Source organism: Marinomonas spartinae (genome assembly GCF_016461715.1).
Lineage (GTDB): Bacteria > Pseudomonadota > Gammaproteobacteria > Pseudomonadales > Marinomonadaceae > Marinomonas > Marinomonas spartinae_A.
Genome location: NZ_JAEMUI010000002.1, coordinates 205295 through 226433, shown reverse-complemented (window position 1 = coordinate 226433; position 21139 = coordinate 205295). Strand labels below are relative to the sequence as shown.

At 45.0% G+C, this 21139-nt stretch carries 19 protein-coding genes and 1 other RNA gene; 2 read left to right on the top strand and 18 right to left on the bottom strand.

Annotated elements, in window-relative coordinates; all coding sequences use genetic code 11:
- Positions 1-57: 57 nt before the first annotated feature.
- The 16 genes from rnpB to orn all read right to left on the bottom strand — a co-directional run bounded on the left by rnpB (position 58) and on the right by orn (position 16551).
- Positions 58-406: RNase P RNA component class A (rnpB, locus tag JHD45_RS02925), an RNA gene on the bottom strand.
- An 87-nt stretch (positions 407-493) separates the two neighbouring features.
- Entirely contained in the window at positions 494-1840 is a 1347-nt protein-coding gene (locus JHD45_RS02920) for a sensor histidine kinase (protein WP_199474690.1), read from the bottom strand.
- Between the two features lie 6 nt (positions 1841-1846).
- Positions 1847-2545, bottom strand: a complete 699-nt coding sequence (locus JHD45_RS02915; protein ID WP_067014940.1) for a response regulator transcription factor — start codon at positions 2543-2545, stop codon at positions 1847-1849.
- A 208-nt stretch (positions 2546-2753) separates the two neighbouring features.
- Positions 2754-4052 (bottom strand): adenylosuccinate synthase, encoded by a 1299-nt coding sequence (locus JHD45_RS02910; RefSeq protein WP_199474838.1) that lies wholly within the window; start codon positions 4050-4052, stop codon positions 2754-2756.
- Between the two features lie 37 nt (positions 4053-4089).
- Positions 4090-5265 (bottom strand): ATP phosphoribosyltransferase regulatory subunit, encoded by a 1176-nt coding sequence (locus JHD45_RS02905; protein ID WP_199474689.1) that lies wholly within the window; start codon positions 5263-5265, stop codon positions 4090-4092.
- 14 nt (positions 5266-5279) lie between these two features.
- Positions 5280-5477: a DUF2065 domain-containing protein gene (locus JHD45_RS02900; protein ID WP_067014946.1), complete on the bottom strand. Its 198-nt coding sequence runs from the start codon at positions 5475-5477 to the stop codon at positions 5280-5282.
- Positions 5478-5594: 117 nt separating this feature from the next.
- Positions 5595-6482 (bottom strand): protease modulator HflC, encoded by an 888-nt coding sequence (gene hflC, locus JHD45_RS02895; RefSeq protein WP_199474688.1) that lies wholly within the window; start codon positions 6480-6482, stop codon positions 5595-5597.
- A complete protein-coding gene (gene hflK, locus JHD45_RS02890) occupies positions 6482-7732 on the bottom strand; it encodes an FtsH protease activity modulator HflK (protein ID WP_199474687.1) in 1251 nt (416 codons plus the stop codon). The genes hflC and hflK overlap by 1 nt, the downstream gene beginning before the upstream one ends.
- A 39-nt stretch (positions 7733-7771) precedes the next feature.
- Positions 7772-9067: a ribosome rescue GTPase HflX gene (hflX, locus tag JHD45_RS02885; protein ID WP_199474686.1), complete on the bottom strand. Its 1296-nt coding sequence runs from the start codon at positions 9065-9067 to the stop codon at positions 7772-7774.
- Between the two features lie 34 nt (positions 9068-9101).
- A complete protein-coding gene (hfq, locus tag JHD45_RS02880; protein ID WP_199474685.1) occupies positions 9102-9347 on the bottom strand; it encodes an RNA chaperone Hfq in 246 nt (81 codons plus the stop codon).
- Positions 9348-9434: 87 nt separating this feature from the next.
- Positions 9435-10367, bottom strand: coding sequence for a tRNA (adenosine(37)-N6)-dimethylallyltransferase MiaA (gene miaA, locus JHD45_RS02875; protein WP_199474684.1), 933 nt, complete (start codon positions 10365-10367; stop codon positions 9435-9437).
- 1 nt (position 10368) lies between these two features.
- Positions 10369-12321 carry a DNA mismatch repair endonuclease MutL gene (mutL, locus tag JHD45_RS02870; protein WP_199474683.1) on the bottom strand — a complete coding sequence of 651 codons (1953 nt, stop codon included), beginning with the start codon at positions 12319-12321 and terminating at the stop codon, positions 10369-10371.
- A 53-nt stretch (positions 12322-12374) separates the two neighbouring features.
- The gene (locus tag JHD45_RS02865) at positions 12375-13703 is read right to left on the bottom strand and encodes an N-acetylmuramoyl-L-alanine amidase (protein ID WP_199474682.1); all 1329 of its coding nucleotides are present in this window, start codon (positions 13701-13703) and stop codon (positions 12375-12377) included.
- A 176-nt stretch (positions 13704-13879) separates the two neighbouring features.
- A complete protein-coding gene (gene tsaE, locus JHD45_RS02860) occupies positions 13880-14332 on the bottom strand; it encodes a tRNA (adenosine(37)-N6)-threonylcarbamoyltransferase complex ATPase subunit type 1 TsaE (RefSeq protein WP_199474681.1) in 453 nt (150 codons plus the stop codon).
- Between the two features lie 73 nt (positions 14333-14405).
- Positions 14406-15920, bottom strand: coding sequence for an NAD(P)H-hydrate dehydratase (locus JHD45_RS02855; protein ID WP_199474680.1), 1515 nt, complete (start codon positions 15918-15920; stop codon positions 14406-14408).
- A gap of 79 nt (positions 15921-15999) precedes the next feature.
- Complete coding sequence (gene orn / locus JHD45_RS02850; RefSeq protein WP_199474679.1) at positions 16000-16551, bottom strand: oligoribonuclease; 552 nt, start codon at positions 16549-16551, stop codon at positions 16000-16002.
- A gap of 74 nt (positions 16552-16625) precedes the next feature.
- On the opposite strand from orn, the gene rsgA reads away from it, so the two are divergent.
- Positions 16626-17663, top strand: coding sequence for a small ribosomal subunit biogenesis GTPase RsgA (gene rsgA, locus JHD45_RS02845; protein ID WP_199474678.1), 1038 nt, complete (start codon positions 16626-16628; stop codon positions 17661-17663).
- A gap of 85 nt (positions 17664-17748) precedes the next feature.
- Here the strand turns inward: rsgA and JHD45_RS02840 are convergent, their stop codons facing one another.
- Together JHD45_RS02840 and motA are read right to left on the bottom strand one after the other, a co-directional pair.
- Positions 17749-18660, bottom strand: a complete 912-nt coding sequence (locus tag JHD45_RS02840) for a flagellar motor protein MotB (RefSeq protein ID WP_199474677.1) — start codon at positions 18658-18660, stop codon at positions 17749-17751.
- A gap of 33 nt (positions 18661-18693) precedes the next feature.
- A complete protein-coding gene (gene motA / locus JHD45_RS02835) occupies positions 18694-19548 on the bottom strand; it encodes a flagellar motor stator protein MotA (protein ID WP_199474676.1) in 855 nt (284 codons plus the stop codon).
- A gap of 95 nt (positions 19549-19643) precedes the next feature.
- Here motA and JHD45_RS02830 point away from each other — a divergent pair, with 95 nt between their 5' ends.
- Positions 19644-21128, top strand: coding sequence for an HDOD domain-containing protein (locus tag JHD45_RS02830; RefSeq protein ID WP_199474675.1), 1485 nt, complete (start codon positions 19644-19646; stop codon positions 21126-21128).
- Positions 21129-21139: the final 11 nt, after the last annotated feature.

Sequence of the window (21139 nt, the reverse complement as noted above, 5' to 3'; positions counted from 1 at the left end):
GAAATCGAACAAGCAACCTAAAACGGCACTCATCAAACAGAATAAACGAGGAGAAAAAACACAAGTTGGCCGATAAGCCGGGTTCTGTCGTGGACAGTCATTCATCTAATACGTACATCACTGCACGTCTTTAGCAACCTACCCGAACTCAGCGCGGGTCACGCCAAAGAGTTCCTATTTGGTCTTGCTTCAAGTGGGGTTTACCTTGCCACGAACTGTTGCCAGTCGCGCGGTGCGCTCTTACCGCACCATTTCAACCTTACCGGCAGTAAACTGCTTAGGCGGTATATTTTCTGCTGCACTTTCCGTAGGCTCACGCCCCCCAGGCATTACCTGGCACTTTACCCTGCGAAGCCCGGACTTTCCTCCCCCCAATAAATTGAGCGGCGACTGCCTAGCCAACTTGCGACGCGCATGTTACTTACCAAAGAGAAAAATGACAAGGACTTTCTCGACGCCGAGCAAAATACTCGACACCAAGAAAAACAAAACATCATACCAGCGGAATCTTAAAGCACACTTCTAGACCGCCTTCTGGTCTGTTTTTAGCTTCTATCTGTCCCTTATGAGCACGAATAATACGCTTAGAAATGGTCAAACCTACGCCAAACCCACCACTGTTTGCTTCGCGAGCTTCCGAAGAGCGATAAAAAGCATGAAATATCTTTTCTAACTTTTCCTCAGGAACGCCTGGCCCGTTATCACGAATATAAATAAATGCATGATCTTCCTTCTCTTCCGTGGAAACCTCAATCACCCCTCCTTTGCCAGCATAAAAACAAGCATTACGTAGTACGTTTTCTATCGCATGACGCAACTGGAGTGGGTCACCCAACAAGGTTTTGGGATTTACCCCCGTTTTAACCACTGAAATTCCTTTTAATTGACTCTCAAAGCTGACATCTTCAACAATTTCTTCAAGCCAACGCTGAAAATCCATCGTCTGCTTACTCAATGCTGCCGCTTCTAGACGACTCAAGGTCAATACTTGACCTATTAGCTCATCAAGTTCATGCAATTCAGTCCGAATCCGTGCCAAATAACTTTTTTGCAGCTCCATGCCATATTTGTCTTCGGCAATAGTTAAAGCCACCTCAATTCTAGCAAGCGGCGTACGCAATTCATGAGAAACATCTCGCATTAGACGCTCCTTAGATGACAGTAAAGTATCGATGCGCACAGCCATTTGGTTAAATTCTCGAGACAGCTTACCAATTGCATCACTTCGTCTTACCAGCTTATCCTCAACTCGTGCCGTCATGTCACCCTGGCCAAACAAACGAGCAACACGCTGAAGCTTTAACAATGGACCTAATAACCAATAAGCCAACACACCACTTGAAACAAGCAACCCTAATAAAGAAAAACCGATAACAAGTTCTGGCGCTAACGAATTAATTTCAGGGTTAGGTTTAAATATCAACAAGTATTGGACATTATTCGCCCCAATAACTTGAATAAATTGACTATGTAAAAAATCGGCGGATGGGCGCCCATCAACTCTTGCCAAATCCCCACTGGAATCCGAGGGGGAATCCGTTGTCGAGTTATTACTATCGCGGAAGTTTTTAGGCAAGGGCTTTAGTAAAGGACGCCCATTTTCTTGGTATAAATAAATACTACCTGAAAGACGTTTTTCAGCCTTTCTAGCCTCTTCCTTGAGAGACTCAAGTCCAAATTTTTCATACCCTGCAACCAATTGCACACCAATATCACCCAATAAATCAGCTGATACTTGGTTATGTTTCTGGACAAACTGAACGATTGTTAGACCAATACTCACCACAACCGTATTGGACAACAAAACCACCAGAAACACTCGCAAAAAGGTATTTTTCATAACGTATTAAGCACCCTGCTCATTGGCAACAAAAATATAACCCACACCACGAACAGTTTTAATACGAGGATCACCCGTTTCTAAATTACCAATCTTTTTACGAAGATTACTAATATGCATATCCAAACTGCGATCATACATAGTCAACTTACGCCCAAGGGCTTTTTCCGAAAGCTCTTGCTTGGTCAACACCTGACCTGGCGCCATCAACATACACTCTAATAAGGTATATTCAGAGGTCGTCAACTCAACTAACTCTCCCTCCAAAAACACACTACGATCTTTACGACGCAACAAAACACCAGACAATTCAATGTCTGCGGTAGGATCGTCTTCCTTCTCTTGACTAGCACGACGCAAAATCGCTTTGATACGAGCCAATAACTCACGAGGATTAAACGGCTTAGACAAATAGTCATCCGCCCCCATTTCCAAACCAAGAATACGGTCAATATCATCGCCTTTTGCTGTCAGCATAATGACAGGTACAGAGCTTTTGTTTCGAATTTGTTTGAGTGTTTCGAAACCGTCCAACTCTGGCATCATGACATCAAGAATAACGATATCAGGCATTTCCTCTGCCATTAATTCAAGAGCCTCACGACCGTTCCAAGCATGCGCAACGTCATAACCTTCTCCATCAAAATACTCTTTGATCAAGTCCGATAAACGCGCATCATCATCTGCAAGCAATATCTTCATCATATTCAGGATCTCTCTTCCAGTAAGTTTATTATTTTACAGCTTTATTCTTGCGCCGTAATGTCAATTGTAAATACTACCCTAGAGTTCAAAAAAGACCGCCCCCCTTTTTCACTCTATTTACAATTAATGCTAATAAAATGAACCTTACGGTCAAAACAGAACAAAAAAGCCGCAATTGCGGCTTTTTTGTAACAAAAGTATATTCAAACTATTGTTTAAAAGGGTCGCGCAAAACAATGGTTTCTAAGCGATCAGGACCTGTGGAAATAATATCAACAGGCACCCCCACGTGCTCTTCCAAAAAGCGAATATAGTCCTGTGCATTTTTAGGTAGCGCCTCAAAACTTTCCGCACCGACCGTAGATTCTTCCCAACCAGGCAGCTCGACATAAACAGGACAAGCTTGCTCATAGCCTTCACTGTCAACCAAACAACCAGCAACAGGATTACCCTTATCATCAGTATAGGAGACACACACTTTAATGACAGAAGAGCCATCAAGAACATCCAATTTAGTCAGACACATACCCGAAACCGAGTTAATCTGTACAGCATGACGCAACGCTACTGCATCAAACCAACCGCAGCGACGTGAGCGCCCCGTTGTTGCACCAAATTCATGACCACGAGCCCCCAAGCGCTCACCATCCTCATCAAACAACTCGGTAGGAAAAGGCCCTGACCCTACACGGGTAGTATAGGCTTTTGTAATACCTAGTACGTAATCTAGGTACAAAGGCCCAAACCCCGTGCCCGCTGGCGCACCACCAGCCGTGGTATTAGACGAGGTAACATAAGGGTATGTACCGTGATCTACATCCAATAGAGACCCTTGCGCTCCTTCAAACATAATATTGGCGCCAGACTTTCTCAAGTTATGAAGCAGAGAAATCGTATCGGTTACCATTGGACGCAGGAACTCAGCCATCTCCAACCCTTCAGCATACACATCAGAGTATGAGATCGACTCAACCTTGTGGTACTGAGTCAAAATAAAGTTGTAATACTCAAGCACCTCTTTTAACTTGCTAGCAAAGCGCTCAGGATCCAACAAATCCCCCACACGGATAGCACGACGCGCCACTTTATCTTCGTAAGCCGGCCCAATACCTCGACCAGTTGTACCAATTTTCTTTTCGCCTTTAGCAAGCTCTCGAGCTTGATCCATTGCAATGTGGTAAGGAAGAATCAAAGGGCACGCAGCACTGATCTTCAAGCGGTCAATAGCAGGGACACCTTGCTCTTGAAGCTCAAGCACTTCGTGCTTAAGCGCAGCTGGTGATAAAACCACACCATTGCCAATAACACATTGCACACCCTCACGCAGGATGCCAGAAGGAATCAAATGTAAAACCGTTTTCTTACCGTCGATCACCAACGTATGACCTGCGTTATGGCCACCTTGAAACCGAACAACCGCTGCCACATCTTCTGTAAGCAAATCAACGACTTTACCTTTACCTTCGTCACCCCATTGGGTGCCCAAAATAACGACATTTTTACCCATAATATCAGGTCTCATTCAAAATAATTCTTAGGATGATCTATTTCTCTGCAGGCACTAATTGCCAAGCATCACCAGCAAATTTCAACACAAAATCAACACGACCTGCCCAAGCATCGTCCAGCGCTTCAATAACACGGTAACCCTCTGATCGCAGAGCTTTTACTGCTTGCCACATGGCATCACTCGCACAAATAGGTGCCAGCACTGTTTTCGGTGTCGCTACTTCAAAATCCACTAAAGCAACCAACGCCTTAACATCGGTACTAAAACCTGTTGCAGGTCGTGAGCGACCAAACACTTCGCCAATATTGTTATAACGCCCACCCCGAGCAATAGCATTACCATGACCAGGAACATAAGCGGCAAAAAGCAGACCAGTGTGATAGCTGTACGACACCAAATCACTTAAATCAAAATGCAACCCAACAGCAGGATAACGACGAGAGATAAGCGCACTTACTTCACCAAGCAAGGCAATCGCATCCAAAACAGACGCACCAACACCAGACAAACCTGCTGTAGCACGATCCAGAACATCAACACCGCCACACAATCGAGGCAACAAAACAAGCCAGCCAGCCTGCTCTTTGGTGACGTCAAGTTCAGCAACATACGCATCCAGTTCGGGCAAGTCTTTAGACTTATAGAATTCTGTCAATCTCGCTTCTTGATCTTTAGATAAGTTACAAGCATCGAGCACGCCTCGAACGACATCTACATGTCCTAAGTCCAAGACCAGATTGTTTAAGCCTGCCACATTGAGGGTTTCCAACATCAAAGACAAGACTTCGATGTCACTTTCTATCCCACCATGACCATAAAGCTCGGCCCCGAGCTGGATTGGGCTTCGCGTTCCATCCAACCCCGCTGGCATGGTTCGCAACACGCTACCGCAATAACTGAGACGCTGAACCCCTTCACCTTTTAGACAATGCGCATCTATACGGGACACTTGAGACGTAAAATCCGCACGAATACCCAGCAAACGACCGGATAATTGATCAATAACTTTAAAGGTTTCGATTTCTAGATCAGAACCCGCCCCAGTAAGAAGAGAGTCTAAATACTCTAAAAGAGGCGGAATTACTAAGCGATATCCCCAACTTTCATGGAGATTCAGCAGGGCTCTTCGAAGATGTTCAATTTGCGCGGCTTTTTTAGGCAACGCCTCATCAACACCTTCAGGAAGCAACCAACGATCTGCTAATGTCATTAATCTATTTCCTCTTAGCTTCGGGTCAGTAAAAGGAGCGTTAATCCAAGAAACATACTAACCGCGCCCAGAATGCGCAAATTCAGATCCGAACCTGCGAGTGCTCTCACCATGATCTCTCGCCACAAGTTAGGCGCTAAAAAAGGCAAAATCCCCTCGGCGATCAATAACAGGCTGACGCCAATAAGTAGCGACTGCAACAATTCCTGCATAGACTCTCTTTATTTTGACCATTAAAAAACCGGGCATAACCCGGTTTGTAGAATAATACCATGTTTCCTATTTTAACAAATAGGTCTCATAGCCCAATATTTTTGAATATTACTATTCTATTTCGCTGTTTTTTCCTTGCCATTAGAGTTATTCAAGTATCTGAAGAACTCACCATCAGGTTGAATGACAAACAGGTCTTTATTACCTTCGAAGCTATCACGATAAGCCTGAAGACTCCGGTAGAAGTCATAGAACTCAGGATCCTGCTTATACACTTTAGAGTATATTGCTGCCGCCTTAGCATCACCATCACCACGAATCATTTCAGCATCACGCTGCGCATCCGCTTCAATAACAACACGTTGACGATCTGCATCCGCTCGGATACCTTCCGCAAGCTCTAAACCTTTCGATCTATGCTCACGAGCTTCACGTTCACGCTCTGTCCGCATACGTTGATAAACAGACTCACTCACATCTGGCGGAAGATCAATACGCTTCACACGGATATCAATAATTTTGATACCTAACTCAGATTGCGCCACTTTATCCAGCTTATCACGAAGCTCTGTCATCAATTGATCACGCTGACCAGAAACAACCTCATGCATGGTACGCTCGCCGAACTGGTTACGAAGCCCTGTATCAACACGAGAAGACAATACTCGGTTCGCTACAAACACATCACCAGACGTTGCTTGATAAAACTTAGAAACCGACTCAATTCTCCATTTAACATAAGAGTCCACGATAACCGCTTTTTTCTCTAATGTTAAGTAACGCTGAGGCCGAGAATCCATAGTCTGAATACGCGCATCAAACTTCTTCACCTCATTCACAATCGGAATTTTAAAGTGAAGACCCGGTTTAACATCAGGATCAACAATCTCACCGAACCGTAAAACAACAGCTCGCTGAGTTGCGTTGACCACATACATCGACTGAGACGCAATTAGAATCGCAACCAAAGCAGCAAATAAAATTGCAAAAGAAGTTCCTTTCATTAGTTTCTCCCCTGCCTAGTTACCGATGCTCCCTGACGCTTACGGATTTCATTAATCACCTGATCTGTTAGTGCACTCACGCCATCAGGATCAAGCTTATCCACATCAAGCTTTTTCGATGACGATTGATTTTTCATCAACTGATCAAGCGGCAAATACATCATGTTATTACCACCTTCCGTATCAATAACCACCTTATTGGTGTTTTTATACAGATTTTCCATTGTTTCAAGATAGAGACGGCGACGTGTTACTTCTGGCGCTTTCACGTACTCACGATACAAGCGCTCAAACCGATCCGCTTGACCACTAGCACGAGCAACAATCTCGGAGCGATAAGCCTCTGCTTCTTCACGAATACGCTGCGCATTACCTCGAGCTTGCGGAATAATACCGTTAGCATAAGACTCTGCTTCATTACGTACACGCAACTCATCTTCTTTCGCCTTGATAACGTCATCAAACGCAGCCTGCACCTGAGTTGGCGCTTGCGTATTTTCAACGTTAACTTTAGAAATTAACAAGCCCGTTCCGTAAGCATTCATGTAATCCTGCAAACGCGTTTTCACCTCAGTTGCCAGCAACTCACGACCTTCTGTCAAAATCTGATCCATCTCAGAACTACCAACCACATGTCGTAAGGCGCTCTCAGTTGCCTGAGCAAGCGACTCTTCTGGATTTTTCACATTTAATAGGAAATCTTTAGGGTTTTGTATCGAATATTGCACAGATACACTTACCTCAACAATGTTATCATCTACCGTAAGCATTAACGCTTTATGGTCAAGGGAACGTACTTTTGTCACGTTCACTTTGGTAACATCGTCGATCAGTGGTGGATTCCAATGCAAACCAGGCTTAACCGTCTCATAGTATTTGCCCAAACGAAGGACAACACCACGCTCTTGCTGGTCAATCTGGTAAACACCTGTCGCCGCCCAAAGCACGAACAGACCAACCACCAAGATAGCAATCAAGTTGCGATTGAATTTGCCAGAAAACCCCGATCCGTTACCACCGCCAGATCCACCCTTGCGCGATTTTTTCACGCCAAGCATGTCCATCAGTTTGCGGAACGCTTCATCCAAATCTGGAGGCCCCTGATCTTTACCACCCGTCGGACGACCCCATGGGTCACGGTCACCGTTTCCAGTCTCCTTATCTTTACCGTCAGGGCGATCACCACTGTTACGGCTCTTATCAGGATTCCACGGGTCCTTGTCGTTATTACCCGGTTCATTCCAGGCCATACTACATCTCCACTTTTCTAATGATAATTCTGTCGTGTCTTATGCCGCTTCAACTTCAATCTGATCTTCAGACATACCTGCGCGCGATAAAATCTGCAAATAATCCTTTCTAGGCAACCGTACTTCCAACACCGATCGCCCAAAATCATCATAGTGCTCGGAACGAACCGCCCCCTGCTCAAATAGCATAGCCCTTAATCGACCTAATTCACCTGGCAAAATAAGCGTCTCATCCAAGACATCTACCGCCAAGATCTCTGCAATCGCCTGTTGCAACAAATCAACCCCGACACCATCACGCGCAGAAAGCCACACCCTAACTGGTGTGCCATTCTCATCGCGGTCAATGCGAGGCTCGGTCATTGGCAAAGCATCTATCTTATTAAATACTTTTAACGTAGGAACTTCATTAGCGCCAATTTCTTCCAACACATTATCAACCTCTGCCATATTCTCTTCTCGAGAATGATCAGCAGCGTCCACCACATGGAGAAGTAAATCCGCCTCAGAAGATTCTTTTAGCGTTGCTTGAAACGCTTTTACCAATCGGTGAGGAAGCTGACGAATAAACCCTACCGTATCCGCAAGAACAATTGTACCAATCTGCTCTAAGTCCAACCGCCTTAGGGTTGGATCCAAAGTAGCAAACAATTGGTCAGCAGCATAAACATCAGCCCCCGTTGCACGATTAAACAAAGTCGACTTACCCGCGTTCGTATACCCCACCAAGGAGACAGTCGGCACCGATGATCGCGCCCTTGAACGGCGGCTTTGGTCGCGCTGGGAATCCACTTTACCCAATCGTTTCTGAATTGACTTAATACGCTCACGAAGCAAGCGTCGGTCAGTTTCCAGCTGGGTTTCACCTGGCCCACGCATACCAATGCCCCCTTTTTGGCGCTCTAGGTGGGTCCAGCCACGAATCAAACGGGTTGACATATGCTGAAGCTGAGCTAATTCAACTTGCAACTTACCTTCATGGGTACGTGCCCGCTGGGCAAAGATATCCAAAATGAGTCCTGTACGATCAAGCACACGACACATTAGAATCGCTTCAAGGTTACGTTCTTGGGAGGGAGATAAAGCATGATCAAAAAGAACGACTTGAGCGCCTTCTTGATCAACAATATTTTTTATTTCGTCCAGTTTGCCGGAACCAACAAAATATTTCGAATCTGGTCGCTGACGTGACCCTGTTACTACAGCAACAGGATCCGCACCAGCAGAAATCGCCAGTTCAACAAACTCTTCAGGCCCATAAGACTCACTTTGATCATGAAAATCAATATGAACCAATACCGCAATTTCACCACTATCGGGGCGTTCAAAAAACAAATTAATATACCTCAGTTTGCCCTATAACGGCAAACTATTCAACGGCATCTTCCGACTGATCAGTCGTCGGGATGCGTATGGTTCGAGAAGGTACAACAGTTGAAATGGCATGTTTGTACACCATTTGACTAACTGTATTTTTCAAAAGAATCACAAACTGATCAAATGACTCGATTTGGCCTTGTAGCTTGATGCCATTCACAAGAAAGATAGAAACAGGAATCCGTTCTTTGCGAAGGACGTTTAAGTAAGGGTCTTGTAACGATTGCCCTTTTGACATTGGAATCTCCTTAATCAGGGTAAAAATAAAAATTAATCTTGTTAAAACAATACGCTAGATAATACACCAAATCTTTTTGTATTTCCCCTATATAATCCTGCTTTCTAAGTATTTCAAGGCCTCTGGCACAAGTTCTTTTGACAAACTATCAAAAATCATCAAATCCTCCCAACCTCGAAGCCAAGTCAGCTGACGCTTTGCAAGCTGACGAGTAGCAACAACCCCTTTAAAGATAGCATCTTCGAGCAAATCGTCACCATTTAAATAGTTCCATAGCTGACGATACCCTACACAACGGATAGATGGCAGCTCAATGGATAAGTCACCACGCTGGTACAACTCTTCCACCTCAGACAAGAACCCTTGATCCATCATTTCATAAAACCGCTGCTCAATACGTTGATGCAAAACACTGCGCTCTTTAGGCATCACAGCCAAATTCACCATTTCAAATGGCAAGGATACAGGCTCTTGCTCCGACCACCACTGAGTCATGGAGACACCTGACACCCGAAACACCTCCAAGGCCCGCTGCAAGCGCTGAGGATCATTTGGATGAATACGTTGGGCGGACTCAGGGTCAACACGGGACAATTCTTCATGCAATGCCGCCCACCCTTTCACACTGGCCTCTTGCTCAATTTCTTTACGTACGACCTCATTTGCTTGCGGCAAAGGAGCCAAGCCTTTTTGCAATGCATTAAAATACATCATCGTCCCTCCTACCATAAGAGGAATTTTCCCTTTGGCAATAATGTCTTTAGCATGCTCAACCGCATCTTCAACAAAGTCTGCTGCCGAGTAAGACTCCAAGGGATCAATAATGTCTATCAATCGGTGTGGCGCTTTCTTTAGTGTCGCTGCATCCGGTTTCGCTGTGCCGATATCCATGCCCTTGTAGACAAGCGCAGAATCCACACTAATAATCTCGTAACCATGATTCTGAGCCAATTCAACAGCTAACCCCGTTTTACCAGAAGCAGTTGGCCCCATTAAACACACCACGCTAGGTTTGAGCATATTAACGCCCCCTCAAAAAGAGCTTATCCAAGTCCGACATTGTCATCTGCGTCCAAGTTGGACGTCCATGATTACATTGTCCGCTTCTCTCGGTAATCTCCATATCCCTTAAAAGACTGTTCATTTCTGCAATGGTTAACCTTCGGTTTGCACGAACAGCACCATGACACGACATGGTCGCCATTAATTCATTGGCCCGCACCTCAATCAAATCCGACACGCCATTGGTCGCAAGATCACTCACCACGTCTCGCACAAGGTTTTCCACATCAGCTTTAATCAAAATAATCGGCACCTCTCGCACCATCACACTTTCTAACCCTGTACGCTCCACTTTAAAACCAAACGCCAAAAACACATCTCCATTCTCTTCAACAAGATCGGCCTCACTCTGGGACACAGACACATTAATCGGCACCAACAAAGGTTGAGAGGCTATCGTCTTATCGTAGAAAGATTGTTTCATACGCTCGTAGACTATGCGCTCATGGGCAGCATGCATATCCACTAATATCATGCCACTTTCACTTTCTGATAAAATATAAACACCGTGTAGCTGAGCAATAGCAAAACCTAACGGAGGAATCGCCTGATAACCTCCTTCTTTCACCTCAAATGACGGATTCGAGTAAGTATCCGCGCCAAAAGCCCCATCATTCTCAACCGGAGCACTGCTTTTTATTATACGTACTTCGCCCGTTTCTGGATCGACTTCCTCATACTGATTCTCAGTATAATTTTGCGCGTAATCCGATAGTTGACGCATACCGTTAAGTTGACTGGTAATTTGTCCGGAATCAATCGCCTTCGACGGTTGTTTCATCCAATCCGCACCAGAAGAGCGCTGACTCACCAAAGGCAATGCCCCTTGTTCAACCATAACAAGCTCTTGAGGCACAGAGTCTGAAGGCAGCCACGCACTTGCATTAGAGCGCTCACCCTCTGCTTCAGGCCGTACATCGGCAATGGCTTTATGAATACGACTAAACAGGAAGTCATGGACCAAACGCCCATCTCGAAAACGTACTTCATGCTTGGTAGGATGCACATTAACATCCACCGTGGCAGGATCAAGCTCAAGGTACAACACGAAAGTAGGATGACGTCCATTATACAAGACATCACGATAGGCTTGCCGTACAGCATGACCAACCAGCTTATCTTTTACTACTCGCCCATTAACAAAAAAATACTGCAAATCTGCCTGAGAACGGGAAAACGTTGGCAAACCAATCCAACCCCATAAACGGAGCCCTGCCGCCTCAACATCGATGGTCAAGGCATTTTCAATGAACTTTTTACCCAAAAGGTTTGCTAGCCGATGCTCCGCATGGAGCTGATCTGTCACCGGACGTAAATCATAGACTTGTTTACTATTGTGACTTAAACGGAATCCTACATCATAACGACTCAACGCCAGACGTTTAACCACTTCTTCAAGATGGCTAAACTCCGTTTTTTCTGTGCGCAAGAATTTACGACGAGCTGGTGTATTAAAAAACAAATCTCGCACATCTATAGTGGTTCCTTGTGGATGAGAAGCAGGACGAATTGCCGTATTCATTTCCTTCCCTTCCGCTTCCACTCGCCAAGCCTCTGCTTCACCTTGCGCTAAAGACGTTAAATGCATCCGCGAAACTGAGCTAATACTGGCCAAAGCTTCACCTCGAAACCCTAAGGTTCGAACCGCCTCAAGGTCGTCTAATGTAACAATTTTACTGGTTGCATGTCGGCTTAACGCTAAGGATAAATCCTCTTTTACAATCCCAGTTCCATTGTCACGAATTTTAATACGGCGAACACCACCTTGCTCAACCTCTATATCCAGCTGGGTTGCCCCTGCATCCAAACTGTTCTCAAGCAACTCTTTAACAACAGAAGCAGGACGCTCAACCACTTCACCCGCAGCGATCTGGTTTGCCAAACGAGGAGATAAAAGATTAATTCTTTGCATGAATTGCCTTTAGTCAGAAAGAAGCCCCTTTAAACAGGGGCACTTTTTAGAAATCAACTTGCGGGAATAAGCAGCTTTTGCCCAACCCAAATCACATCATTTTTCAAGGTATTTGCCTCTCGAAGAGACTTTACAGATATTCGGTTGCGACGCGCAATATCCGACAACGTATCCCCCTTGGTGACCGTATAGGTCTCACCACTGCGATGGGTTTGCTGCCATGCAACTAACGTCCCTTTAGGCGCATTCTGCGTAAAATAGGAAATAACACCGGAGGCGATAGCGCTTGCCAATTGGTAACGATAGGTTTTGCTAGCAAGATTTTTAGCTTCAGTACTATTGGACACAAACCCTGTTTCCACCAAAATAGATGGAATATCCGGCGATTTTAACACAACAAAACCCGCCTGCTGAACCGAGCTTTTATGTAATTTGGCCACATTATCCAAATCATTCAACACACTCTCTCCGACATTCAAGCTCATCTGAATCGTCGAATTCATGGACATATCTAACAACACCTCTGCCAAGACTTGGTCTTTATCATCCAAAGAAATACCGCCGACTAAGTCCGCTGCATTTTCCTGCTGAGCCAACCAACGCCCCATTTCGGAACTCTTCCCGCTTAATGACAACGCCCAAACAGATGCTCCTCGGGCACTGGCGTTAGTAAAGGAGTCCGCATGAATAGAAATCAATAAATCGGCATTAGCCTCACGAGCAATGCGCGAACGATCCCGCAATTTAATAAACTCATCGGTAGACCGCGTTAATACCGCCTTATATCCCTCTACTCGATTAATTTGCCTTGCCAACTCCTTGCCAATCGACAACACCACATCTTTTTCCCTGACACGGTATTTACCCAATGCTCCAGGATCTTTGCCACCATGACCTGGATCGATAGCAATCACAATATCGCGCTTACCATCAGACAGCTTTGCTAAATTTTTTACTGAAGAAATGGTTTTACTCGGGCCAGATTCCAGCTCCACCAAAATTCTCGGACCATACTGCCCAGAAGCCGCAAGCACAGAACTCTTTGCTCTCACTTTTTTAGAAAGATCAAGCACAAAGCGCACACCATCATGCCGACGAGCATAGCGGACACGCATAAGAACATCAGAAGACAACGCTGACAAACTGTTCACCACATCCTGACTCAGAGCTATGTTGCTTATATCGAGCACAACACGATCTGGGTTAGAGAGAGGAAACAAACGGTGTTCAGCTGGTTTGGATAATTCAAACACAATACGAGTGACGCCTTCTTGTTGTGCAACACGAATATCTCGTATTTCACCGGCCGAAGCCCGCATTGAAACAAACAACAGAACAAGGCAACTAACAACAAACAGAAGATTACGAAATTTATTATGCATATCAGACAGCTAGCCAGTATATTGTTACACTATAACTGGTGATCAGCGGGATCTCAATCTTAGCAAGAACAAAGACTTCGCCAGATAATGTATAAATAACTTACTCTCCCTACTCCTTCCCAAAATACTTGACCGAGAGCAGGCAACAGTTTCCCACTCCGATCAAACGACACATCCTACATTCCTACTAGCAAAGCTTCCCCATGAGGAGAATTGGCTTTAATTTCCACATAGCGACCTTGCCTTATCAAACTTAAACGTACAATTATGTCAGCTGCTGGCAGCACACCGGCACCCAATTCAGCCCATTCGATCAAACTCAAGCTATTGCCACCAAAATAGTCGCGAATCCCCATATACTCTAACTCTTCAGGATCACCTAATCGATATAAATCAAAATGATAGATCTCTAATCCTGCCACTTCATAGGGCTCGACAAGGGTATAAGTAGGACTTTTCACTGGCCCAACATAGCCAAGCCCTTGCAACAAACCTCTAACCAAAGTGGTTTTGCCCATCCCTAGATCCCCGTCTAAATAAACAACAGCACCTGTTTTGAGATGTTCAGCCAAGCTCTGACCAAATGCCACCATAGCCTCTTCACCAAATACCTCTCGCTCAACCAGCATTATACAGCCATCCTCTCCAGCATCTTAATTACATCAGAAACCTAAGACACGCCAACCAAATAGACACAAAGACTTATCTGTCAACATAATCCAATAAATCACAAGGTTGTGCTCTATGCTCACCCAACGCCCTTGCTGACAATCCAGCCGCATGGTTATGCCAAGCAACTGCAACAACAGATGCCGTTAGCGCGCTAGAATAGTAAGCCAAACAAGCCCCCAACATACCACTCAACACATCTCCGGAGCCGCCTTTTGCCAACATAGGCTCAGATCTACCCGTCACATAGACAGCACCAGAATCATCTGACACAATGGTTGTCGTTCCCTTCAACACCACCGAGCAACGGTATTGTTTCGCTAGCGTCAAACAAGCATCAATGGGGTCTTTCAGAATATCATCAACGGAGCAACCCAATAAACGACTAGCCTCACCAAGATGCGGCGTCAGGACAGAACCATTCGGCAACACAACCTCCCCTGCTTGAGCCAGCCAAAACAAACCATCGGCATCAAGCACAACAGGACACCCCTTTGTATACGCGAGGGCCAACCAGTCTTTAAATAATATCTTGCCCCATTGCTCTCGCCCTAAACCAGGCCCTATTACCAAAATAGAATGATGACGCAATAGACGCTGTGCAGCGGATTCCACCTCTGACGACAACGCCATTACATTCGGGGTTCTTGAAAGCGAAGCCGCTATATGTTCATCTCGCGTTAACAGCCCAACGGTCCCTGCGCCCACCTTAGCAGCGGCTTCACTGGCCATAATGGCTGCACCACCAAAACCATAATCTCCACCAACCACCGCCACATGGCCAAACATACCTTTATGACAGTCTTTTGGTCGAGAGCAAGGCGATCGATGATCTAAACGCTCGACCTCAAGCCAGTATGCTGTTGGCTCAGGAAGCATAGACGATGAGCCAAGGGATTCAAGCACTAATTCTCCAGAGGCAACGCCCCCTTTACCTAGCACATTTCCCAACTTAAGCTGAAGCATAGAGACAGTAAGATCCGCTATTACGGCATGCTCTCCAGCATACCCTGTATCGGAGTCAACACCTGTTGCCATGTCAACCGCCACCAAATGGGCACCCTGTGCATGCGCACTGTTCATCCATTGAACCGCTTTAATTACCTCTTCACTCAGTGGCAATCGTGCCCCGATCCCTAATAACGCGTCGACAACAACGACATTTTCAAGTTCACTCTCATCAAACTGCACCACGCCATCAGCAAAACCTTGACACACAACACCTTTCCTTAAAGCCAACTCATACGCTTTAAGTGCATCGCCCTGTCGAGTTTTTAAAACACAATCTAATACACAAACACTATACCCGGCTTCTTGCAGCAGGCCAGCAAACAACAAACCATCACCACCATTATTGCCACTACCCGCCACAATAATAAAACGCTGTACTTGCGGCCAACGCTGAAAGACCCGTTTATACAAGGCATTAGCAGCCTGCGCCATTACTTCAAAGCTATCAAATACCCCAAAAAGCTGTTGTTCTATCATTCGTATGGTTTTCACATCGAATAAAGCACGAACAGGATAACCTCCAATACTCTCACTCATACCATTCTCCTTTTAGCATTCGACGGAAAACCATTACGTAAAACCCCACCAAAAATGACCGACAAGGTGACTCTGGCGCCTATTCCTCCAAACCAAATACTGTTTTTCGGTAATGAGCCAACTCACCAATCGACTCTAGAATATCATCTAGCGCTAAATGAGAGCCCTGCTTGCTAAAGCCTTCTAATGCCTCAGGCTTCCAGCGCTTCGCCAATTCTTTAATAGTGCTGACATCAATATACCGATAATGAAAAAAGGCTTCTAACTTAGGCATATAACGATACAAAAAGCGACGATCTTGCCCCACACTGTTACCGCAAATTGGCGATGCTCCAGATGGCAAGTACTGCTCTAAAAACGCAATCGTTTCGGCTTCGGCTTGTTGCATACTAATGTTGGATGATAAGACTCGCGCCGTTAATCCCGAGTCACCATGATGTTTGGTACACCACTCATCCATCGCATCCATCACCGCTTTTTCTTGATGAATGGCCAAGTTAGGCCCCTTTGCCAAGATATTTAAATGCTTATCGGTTACGACGGTAGCAATCTCTATAATTGTCTCTTTTTCAGGATCCAATCCGGTCATTTCCAGATCAATCCACACTAAATTTTCATTACTAAAGCTCATCTGCTGCCAAATCCTTTATTATCAATGCCAAGCATTATACTCTATGCGCCTTACTTTATGACCAGCTGAATAGAATGTCGAAGAGAAAACTTACAAAACAGCAAACTTGGCGCATCGAGCGCATACAAAAAGAACGCGTTGAACGTACAAAAAAACGCGATGAACGAGCCCAAGAAACACTACAGTCTTCTGACCTTGGCCCGGAGACAGAAGGGGTTATCTTGTCTCACTTTGGCACTCAAGTCGAAGTCGAAGGCACTCAAGCACCTTTTCTAGGCGTCGCAACACGTTGCAATATGCGCGCAAATTTAGGACAACTCGTCACTGGTGATAGAGTCGTATGGCGACCAAAACAAAATGAAGGCGGTGTTGTGGTCGCTACTACCCCACGCACAACATCCCTATCTCGCCCGGATATGCATGGGCGACTCAAACCCGTTGCCGCTAATATCGACCATATCGTTATCGTTATTGCCGTAGAACCCGTCGCACATGCCAACTTGATTGATCGCTATTTGGTAGCAGCAGAAACAGTCGGCATTCCTCCGGTCATTTTACTCAATAAAAGTGACCTGATTAATGAGTCTAACAAAACTCAATTAGATACATTGATGAGCACTTACGAATCACTTGGTTACCCCATCATTCGCACATCTATTGCCCATCAAGCAGGCATGGAATCCCTCTACGATTTTTTAAGTAATAAGACCAGCGTCTTTGTCGGTCAATCTGGGGTAGGTAAATCCTCCCTCATTGGCACTTTACTACCTGGTATCGATATCAGCGTGGGAGAACTGTCTCAGAAGCGCAAAAAAGGCACACATACCACCACAACCGCTCGTTTATTTCATATGCCCAAAGGTGGAGATTTGATTGACTCTCCAGGCATTCGAGAGTTTGGACTGTGGCATATATCAGAAGAAGAGCTATTGAATGGCTTTATCGAGTTTCGACCACACATTGGCTACTGCCGCTTTCGCGATTGCGCCCACGAAAAAGAGCCCGGCTGCGCAATTTTAAAGGCTCTAGAAGCAGGTAAAATATCTACACAACGCTTTGAAAGCTATTTGCGCATCAAACAATCCATCCGAGATAACAACGCCACTTTTTAGAAATCCCTCACCTTAAAAGCACAAAACCATTAAGCGTTTACCCCTTAATGGTTTTTCGTACTACCTACAAATCTAGCGCAGTTGCCTAAAAAACATTTTGAGGAGTCAAATCGTAATCCGATTGCTTAACAGAAGGACCATAATTCAAACGATTACGTTCTAATAGAGCCTTATAAGCCTTGTCTGTTAACAAGGTAATGCTAATACGTCGATTTTGCGGGCTGTCCGGATTGAAACGATTATAAGGAACCGTATCCGATAGACCAATCACCTGAGCAATGCGACTGTCTTTCACACCACCTTCTTCCAATATCCTGCGCGCCGCATTGGCTCGCATGGAGGATAGATCCCAATTATCCAGCCTACTCTTATCGTTATAACGCGTTGCATCTGTATGCCCCGTAATAGAAATAGGATTACTCACCGTATTAAAAAAACGCGACATAGACAGCAATGTATTTACCATATCCGGCATCATGCGAGCGCTGCCTCGCTCAAACATGGGGTCTCTAGGGTCATCTAATAAGGTTATACGCACCCCCATTGGGGTAATATCAATCTTAATATTGTCCTTATTCGCTTGGATAATATCCATGCTTTGTAGTTTCTTAGCAAGCTCCTCTTTCTGTTGCTCACTTTGATCCTCACTCTTCACACCACCACCAACATCACGCTTTAGTTCTTTAGTGGGTTTGGCAGTACTTCCAGGTTGTGGTAACTGAAGATCAAGCTTTTTCTGATTACTCTTAGCTGGACTCCCACCAAGGTCAATAGGGCTTGCACTGTACCCTGCTGTTGAGGGACCCATTGGATCATTAAAATAACCCTGAATAGCCGCTAATTGCTGTGGAGAAGACACATTAATAACCCAAAGCACCAAGAAAAACGCCATCATTGCCAAAGCAAAATCGGCTAAGGCAATCTTCCAAGCCCCACCGTGGCGCCCCCCCTTATTTACTTTTTTGACACGACGAATAACAAGACCATCACGATCCATATACGCACCTCATCAGCCTATTAACAGGACTCATCATCTATACTGCTTCAGCTCGTCAGAAAGCTCGATGAAGCTGGGACGCATATCAGGCGGCAATAACTTACGCCCCGTTTCCGCAGCAACAGGAGGCGCATATCCCGACACAACGGAGATCAAACACGATTTAATACACAAGTAAGCTTTGAGTTCATGAGTCCCCAAGCTCTCCAGATGTGCAGACGCAGGCCCAATAAAACCATAAGCACAGAAAATCCCTAAGAAGGTCCCAACCAGTGCTGCCGCCACATGATTACCGATGGTTTCCATTGGTCCACCGATGGCCCCCATCGTAATCACAATACCCAACACCGCCGCCACAATACCAAACCCAGGCAAAGCTTCTGCCACACGATTTAGTGCATGACTTGGCGCTAACAACTCTTCCGCTATCTGCTCAATTTCTGAATCCATAATGGCTTCAAGCTCATAAGCGGGCAAACCGGTTAGCGTATACACTCGATAATTATCGGTTAAAAAGTTCACCACTTCATGATCCTGCATTACATCAGGAAAACGATTAAACAGCTCACTCGTAAAGGGAGATTCAATATCCTCCTCAATGGACAAAAAGCCATTCTGACGACTTTTTTGTAACAGTGAATAGACCAAACCTAGTAGCTGCAAATAAAAAACTTTATTATGACGACTGCCTTTTATCACTTGGGGCAACATAAAGAGCACTTTCTTTTGCAGCGAAAACGGATTCGCCATCATAAAAGACCCTAGCGCAGCACCACAAATAATAAGCAGCTCATACGGTTGCCATAACACTAAAAGATTACCATGGGAAGCTAGGTAACCTGTCACAACACTAATAATGACAATTAGAATGCCCGCTAGCGCAAACATATTTTTTTCCTTAGTACAGTCAAAGTATGCTCATTTCTAAATATACAGTATGATTAATAATATAAAGCATTTAAGAGTCTTTAAAATAAACAGCTATGGATAAAAAGCCCCCTTTTGGCCTCAACGAGTGGCTAGATTTTCTCAAGAAACAAAAATTCCCTGTCAAGAAAGGTAATTTAGCGCGCCTAAAAAACCAAACCAAGACACCGGATGAGGCTCTTGACCGCCTACAAACAAATATAGCATCTGAACCATTTATTGCTTTTGCTCTTTTAAATGAAGCCAACAAATCGGTACCGAACAAACGAAGTGACATAAAAACCCCCCATCATGCCGCCGCGATGATTGGCATGAATGGCATCACTGCTGTGCTGAAAAATTTGGTGCCTTATGAACATTTAGCAAAAGACCCAGCTCATGCTGCCATGGTAAGAGAAGTTCAATCTAGCTACGAGGCTGCAACCATAGCAAAACGCTGGGCAATTGAAAAACGTGCGAGCCACGAAGAAGACATTTTTTGGACCACTTTTTTTCGTGATACTCCACGCTGGCTAATGTGGTTTTACTGCTACCCAACCATGCGTATGCTACAGAAAAAAATTCTTGAAGGTGAAAAAGCCAACCAAGCCGAAAGCGATATCCTAGGATGTCGAATGGATGAAATTACAGTACACATAAGCAAGTATTGGGGAACCCCAATCAACATCATCCACTCGTTTATCACCAAATTCATCCCCTCAACCAAAGAACTTCAAGAGCTTGCTCAGCATACTCATAACCCAGAGGAGCTCCCCAAGTATACGGAAGACAAACGCTTAACACTACTAGCCAACAGTCCACTTATTTTTTCCTATTGCGCAAGCAAGGTTGCCCACGAGGCAGCCACTTATGGCTGGCAGGCAAAAACATTGCCCTTTTACTATCGAGTGATCTCGACCGTTATTCATTGTCACCTAGGACGCACCATTCAACTCACTCATAGTGCCAGTGTAGAGGCCGCTACTCTTTATCCCAACAGAGGTAAAATTCCCTTAGCATGCCAATTATTGTCACCTACCCTGTACACTAAAGATGAAACATTCGGTGTCAAGCTAAAAGCAGTTCAAAAGAAACCATCTGCGTTAAGCTCACTTAAGGCTCTTTGTAAGAGCAATGATGTACAGCCCAAGCACAAGGCCATAGCCACTCTAAAAGCATTAAACGAAGTCATTAAACGCGATCAACGCACCATCATATTAAAGTACAGCAAAGGAAAAATAAGCCCACTCTTTCAACAAGGCTATGAGACAGATAAAATAAAAGCCGTGACTTGGAACAGCCCTTCCAGCATATTTAGCAAATTATCGCAAAAAAGGTCCGCCGTTCAACTGAGCGGCGACAAATTGACACGTCTTGCTAGCGAATTTCCCATCAATGCCAGCAAACTCTTAAGCAGGAGTGACCATCTAATGCTTGCCTCTACCACTGTCGCAGAAGACGAAATTCATATTCTATGGTTAGCGTCCCTCTCCCCATTCACAGAAAGCGACTACAACTATTTAAAGCAGGTAGTGCAATTAATCAGCTATCTCGCAAAATAAACACCAATATT

What these genes read in the sequence shown, in the direction of transcription:
- JHD45_RS02920 (WP_199474690.1), bottom strand. Translation starts at nt 1,840, where the DNA reads ATGAAAAATACCTTTTTGCGAGTGTTTCTGGTGGTTTTGTTGTCCAAT.
- JHD45_RS02855 (WP_199474680.1), bottom strand. Translation starts at nt 15,920, where the DNA reads ATGAGTGAGAGTATTGGAGGTTATCCTGTTCGTGCTTTATTCGATGTG.
- rsgA (WP_199474678.1), top strand. Translation starts at nt 16,626, where the DNA reads ATGTCGAAGAGAAAACTTACAAAACAGCAAACTTGGCGCATCGAGCGC.
- hfq (WP_199474685.1), bottom strand. Translation starts at nt 9,347, where the DNA reads ATGTCAAAAGGGCAATCGTTACAAGACCCTTACTTAAACGTCCTTCGC.
- JHD45_RS02910 (WP_199474838.1), bottom strand. Translation starts at nt 4,052, where the DNA reads ATGGGTAAAAATGTCGTTATTTTGGGCACCCAATGGGGTGACGAAGGT.
- mutL (WP_199474683.1), bottom strand. Translation starts at nt 12,321, where the DNA reads ATGCAAAGAATTAATCTTTTATCTCCTCGTTTGGCAAACCAGATCGCT.
- JHD45_RS02900 (WP_067014946.1), bottom strand. Translation starts at nt 5,477, where the DNA reads ATGCAGGAATTGTTGCAGTCGCTACTTATTGGCGTCAGCCTGTTATTG.
- JHD45_RS02830 (WP_199474675.1), top strand. Translation starts at nt 19,644, where the DNA reads ATGGATAAAAAGCCCCCTTTTGGCCTCAACGAGTGGCTAGATTTTCTC.
- hflC (WP_199474688.1), bottom strand. Translation starts at nt 6,482, where the DNA reads ATGAAAGGAACTTCTTTTGCAATTTTATTTGCTGCTTTGGTTGCGATT.
- motA (WP_199474676.1), bottom strand. Translation starts at nt 19,548, where the DNA reads ATGTTTGCGCTAGCGGGCATTCTAATTGTCATTATTAGTGTTGTGACA.
- tsaE (WP_199474681.1), bottom strand. Translation starts at nt 14,332, where the DNA reads ATGCTGGTTGAGCGAGAGGTATTTGGTGAAGAGGCTATGGTGGCATTT.
- JHD45_RS02840 (WP_199474677.1), bottom strand. Translation starts at nt 18,660, where the DNA reads ATGGATCGTGATGGTCTTGTTATTCGTCGTGTCAAAAAAGTAAATAAG.
- miaA (WP_199474684.1), bottom strand. Translation starts at nt 10,367, where the DNA reads ATGCTCAAACCTAGCGTGGTGTGTTTAATGGGGCCAACTGCTTCTGGT.
- orn (WP_199474679.1), bottom strand. Translation starts at nt 16,551, where the DNA reads ATGAGCTTTAGTAATGAAAATTTAGTGTGGATTGATCTGGAAATGACC.
- JHD45_RS02915 (WP_067014940.1), bottom strand. Translation starts at nt 2,545, where the DNA reads ATGATGAAGATATTGCTTGCAGATGATGATGCGCGTTTATCGGACTTG.
- hflK (WP_199474687.1), bottom strand. Translation starts at nt 7,732, where the DNA reads ATGGCCTGGAATGAACCGGGTAATAACGACAAGGACCCGTGGAATCCT.
- JHD45_RS02905 (WP_199474689.1), bottom strand. Translation starts at nt 5,265, where the DNA reads ATGACATTAGCAGATCGTTGGTTGCTTCCTGAAGGTGTTGATGAGGCG.
- JHD45_RS02865 (WP_199474682.1), bottom strand. Translation starts at nt 13,703, where the DNA reads ATGCATAATAAATTTCGTAATCTTCTGTTTGTTGTTAGTTGCCTTGTT.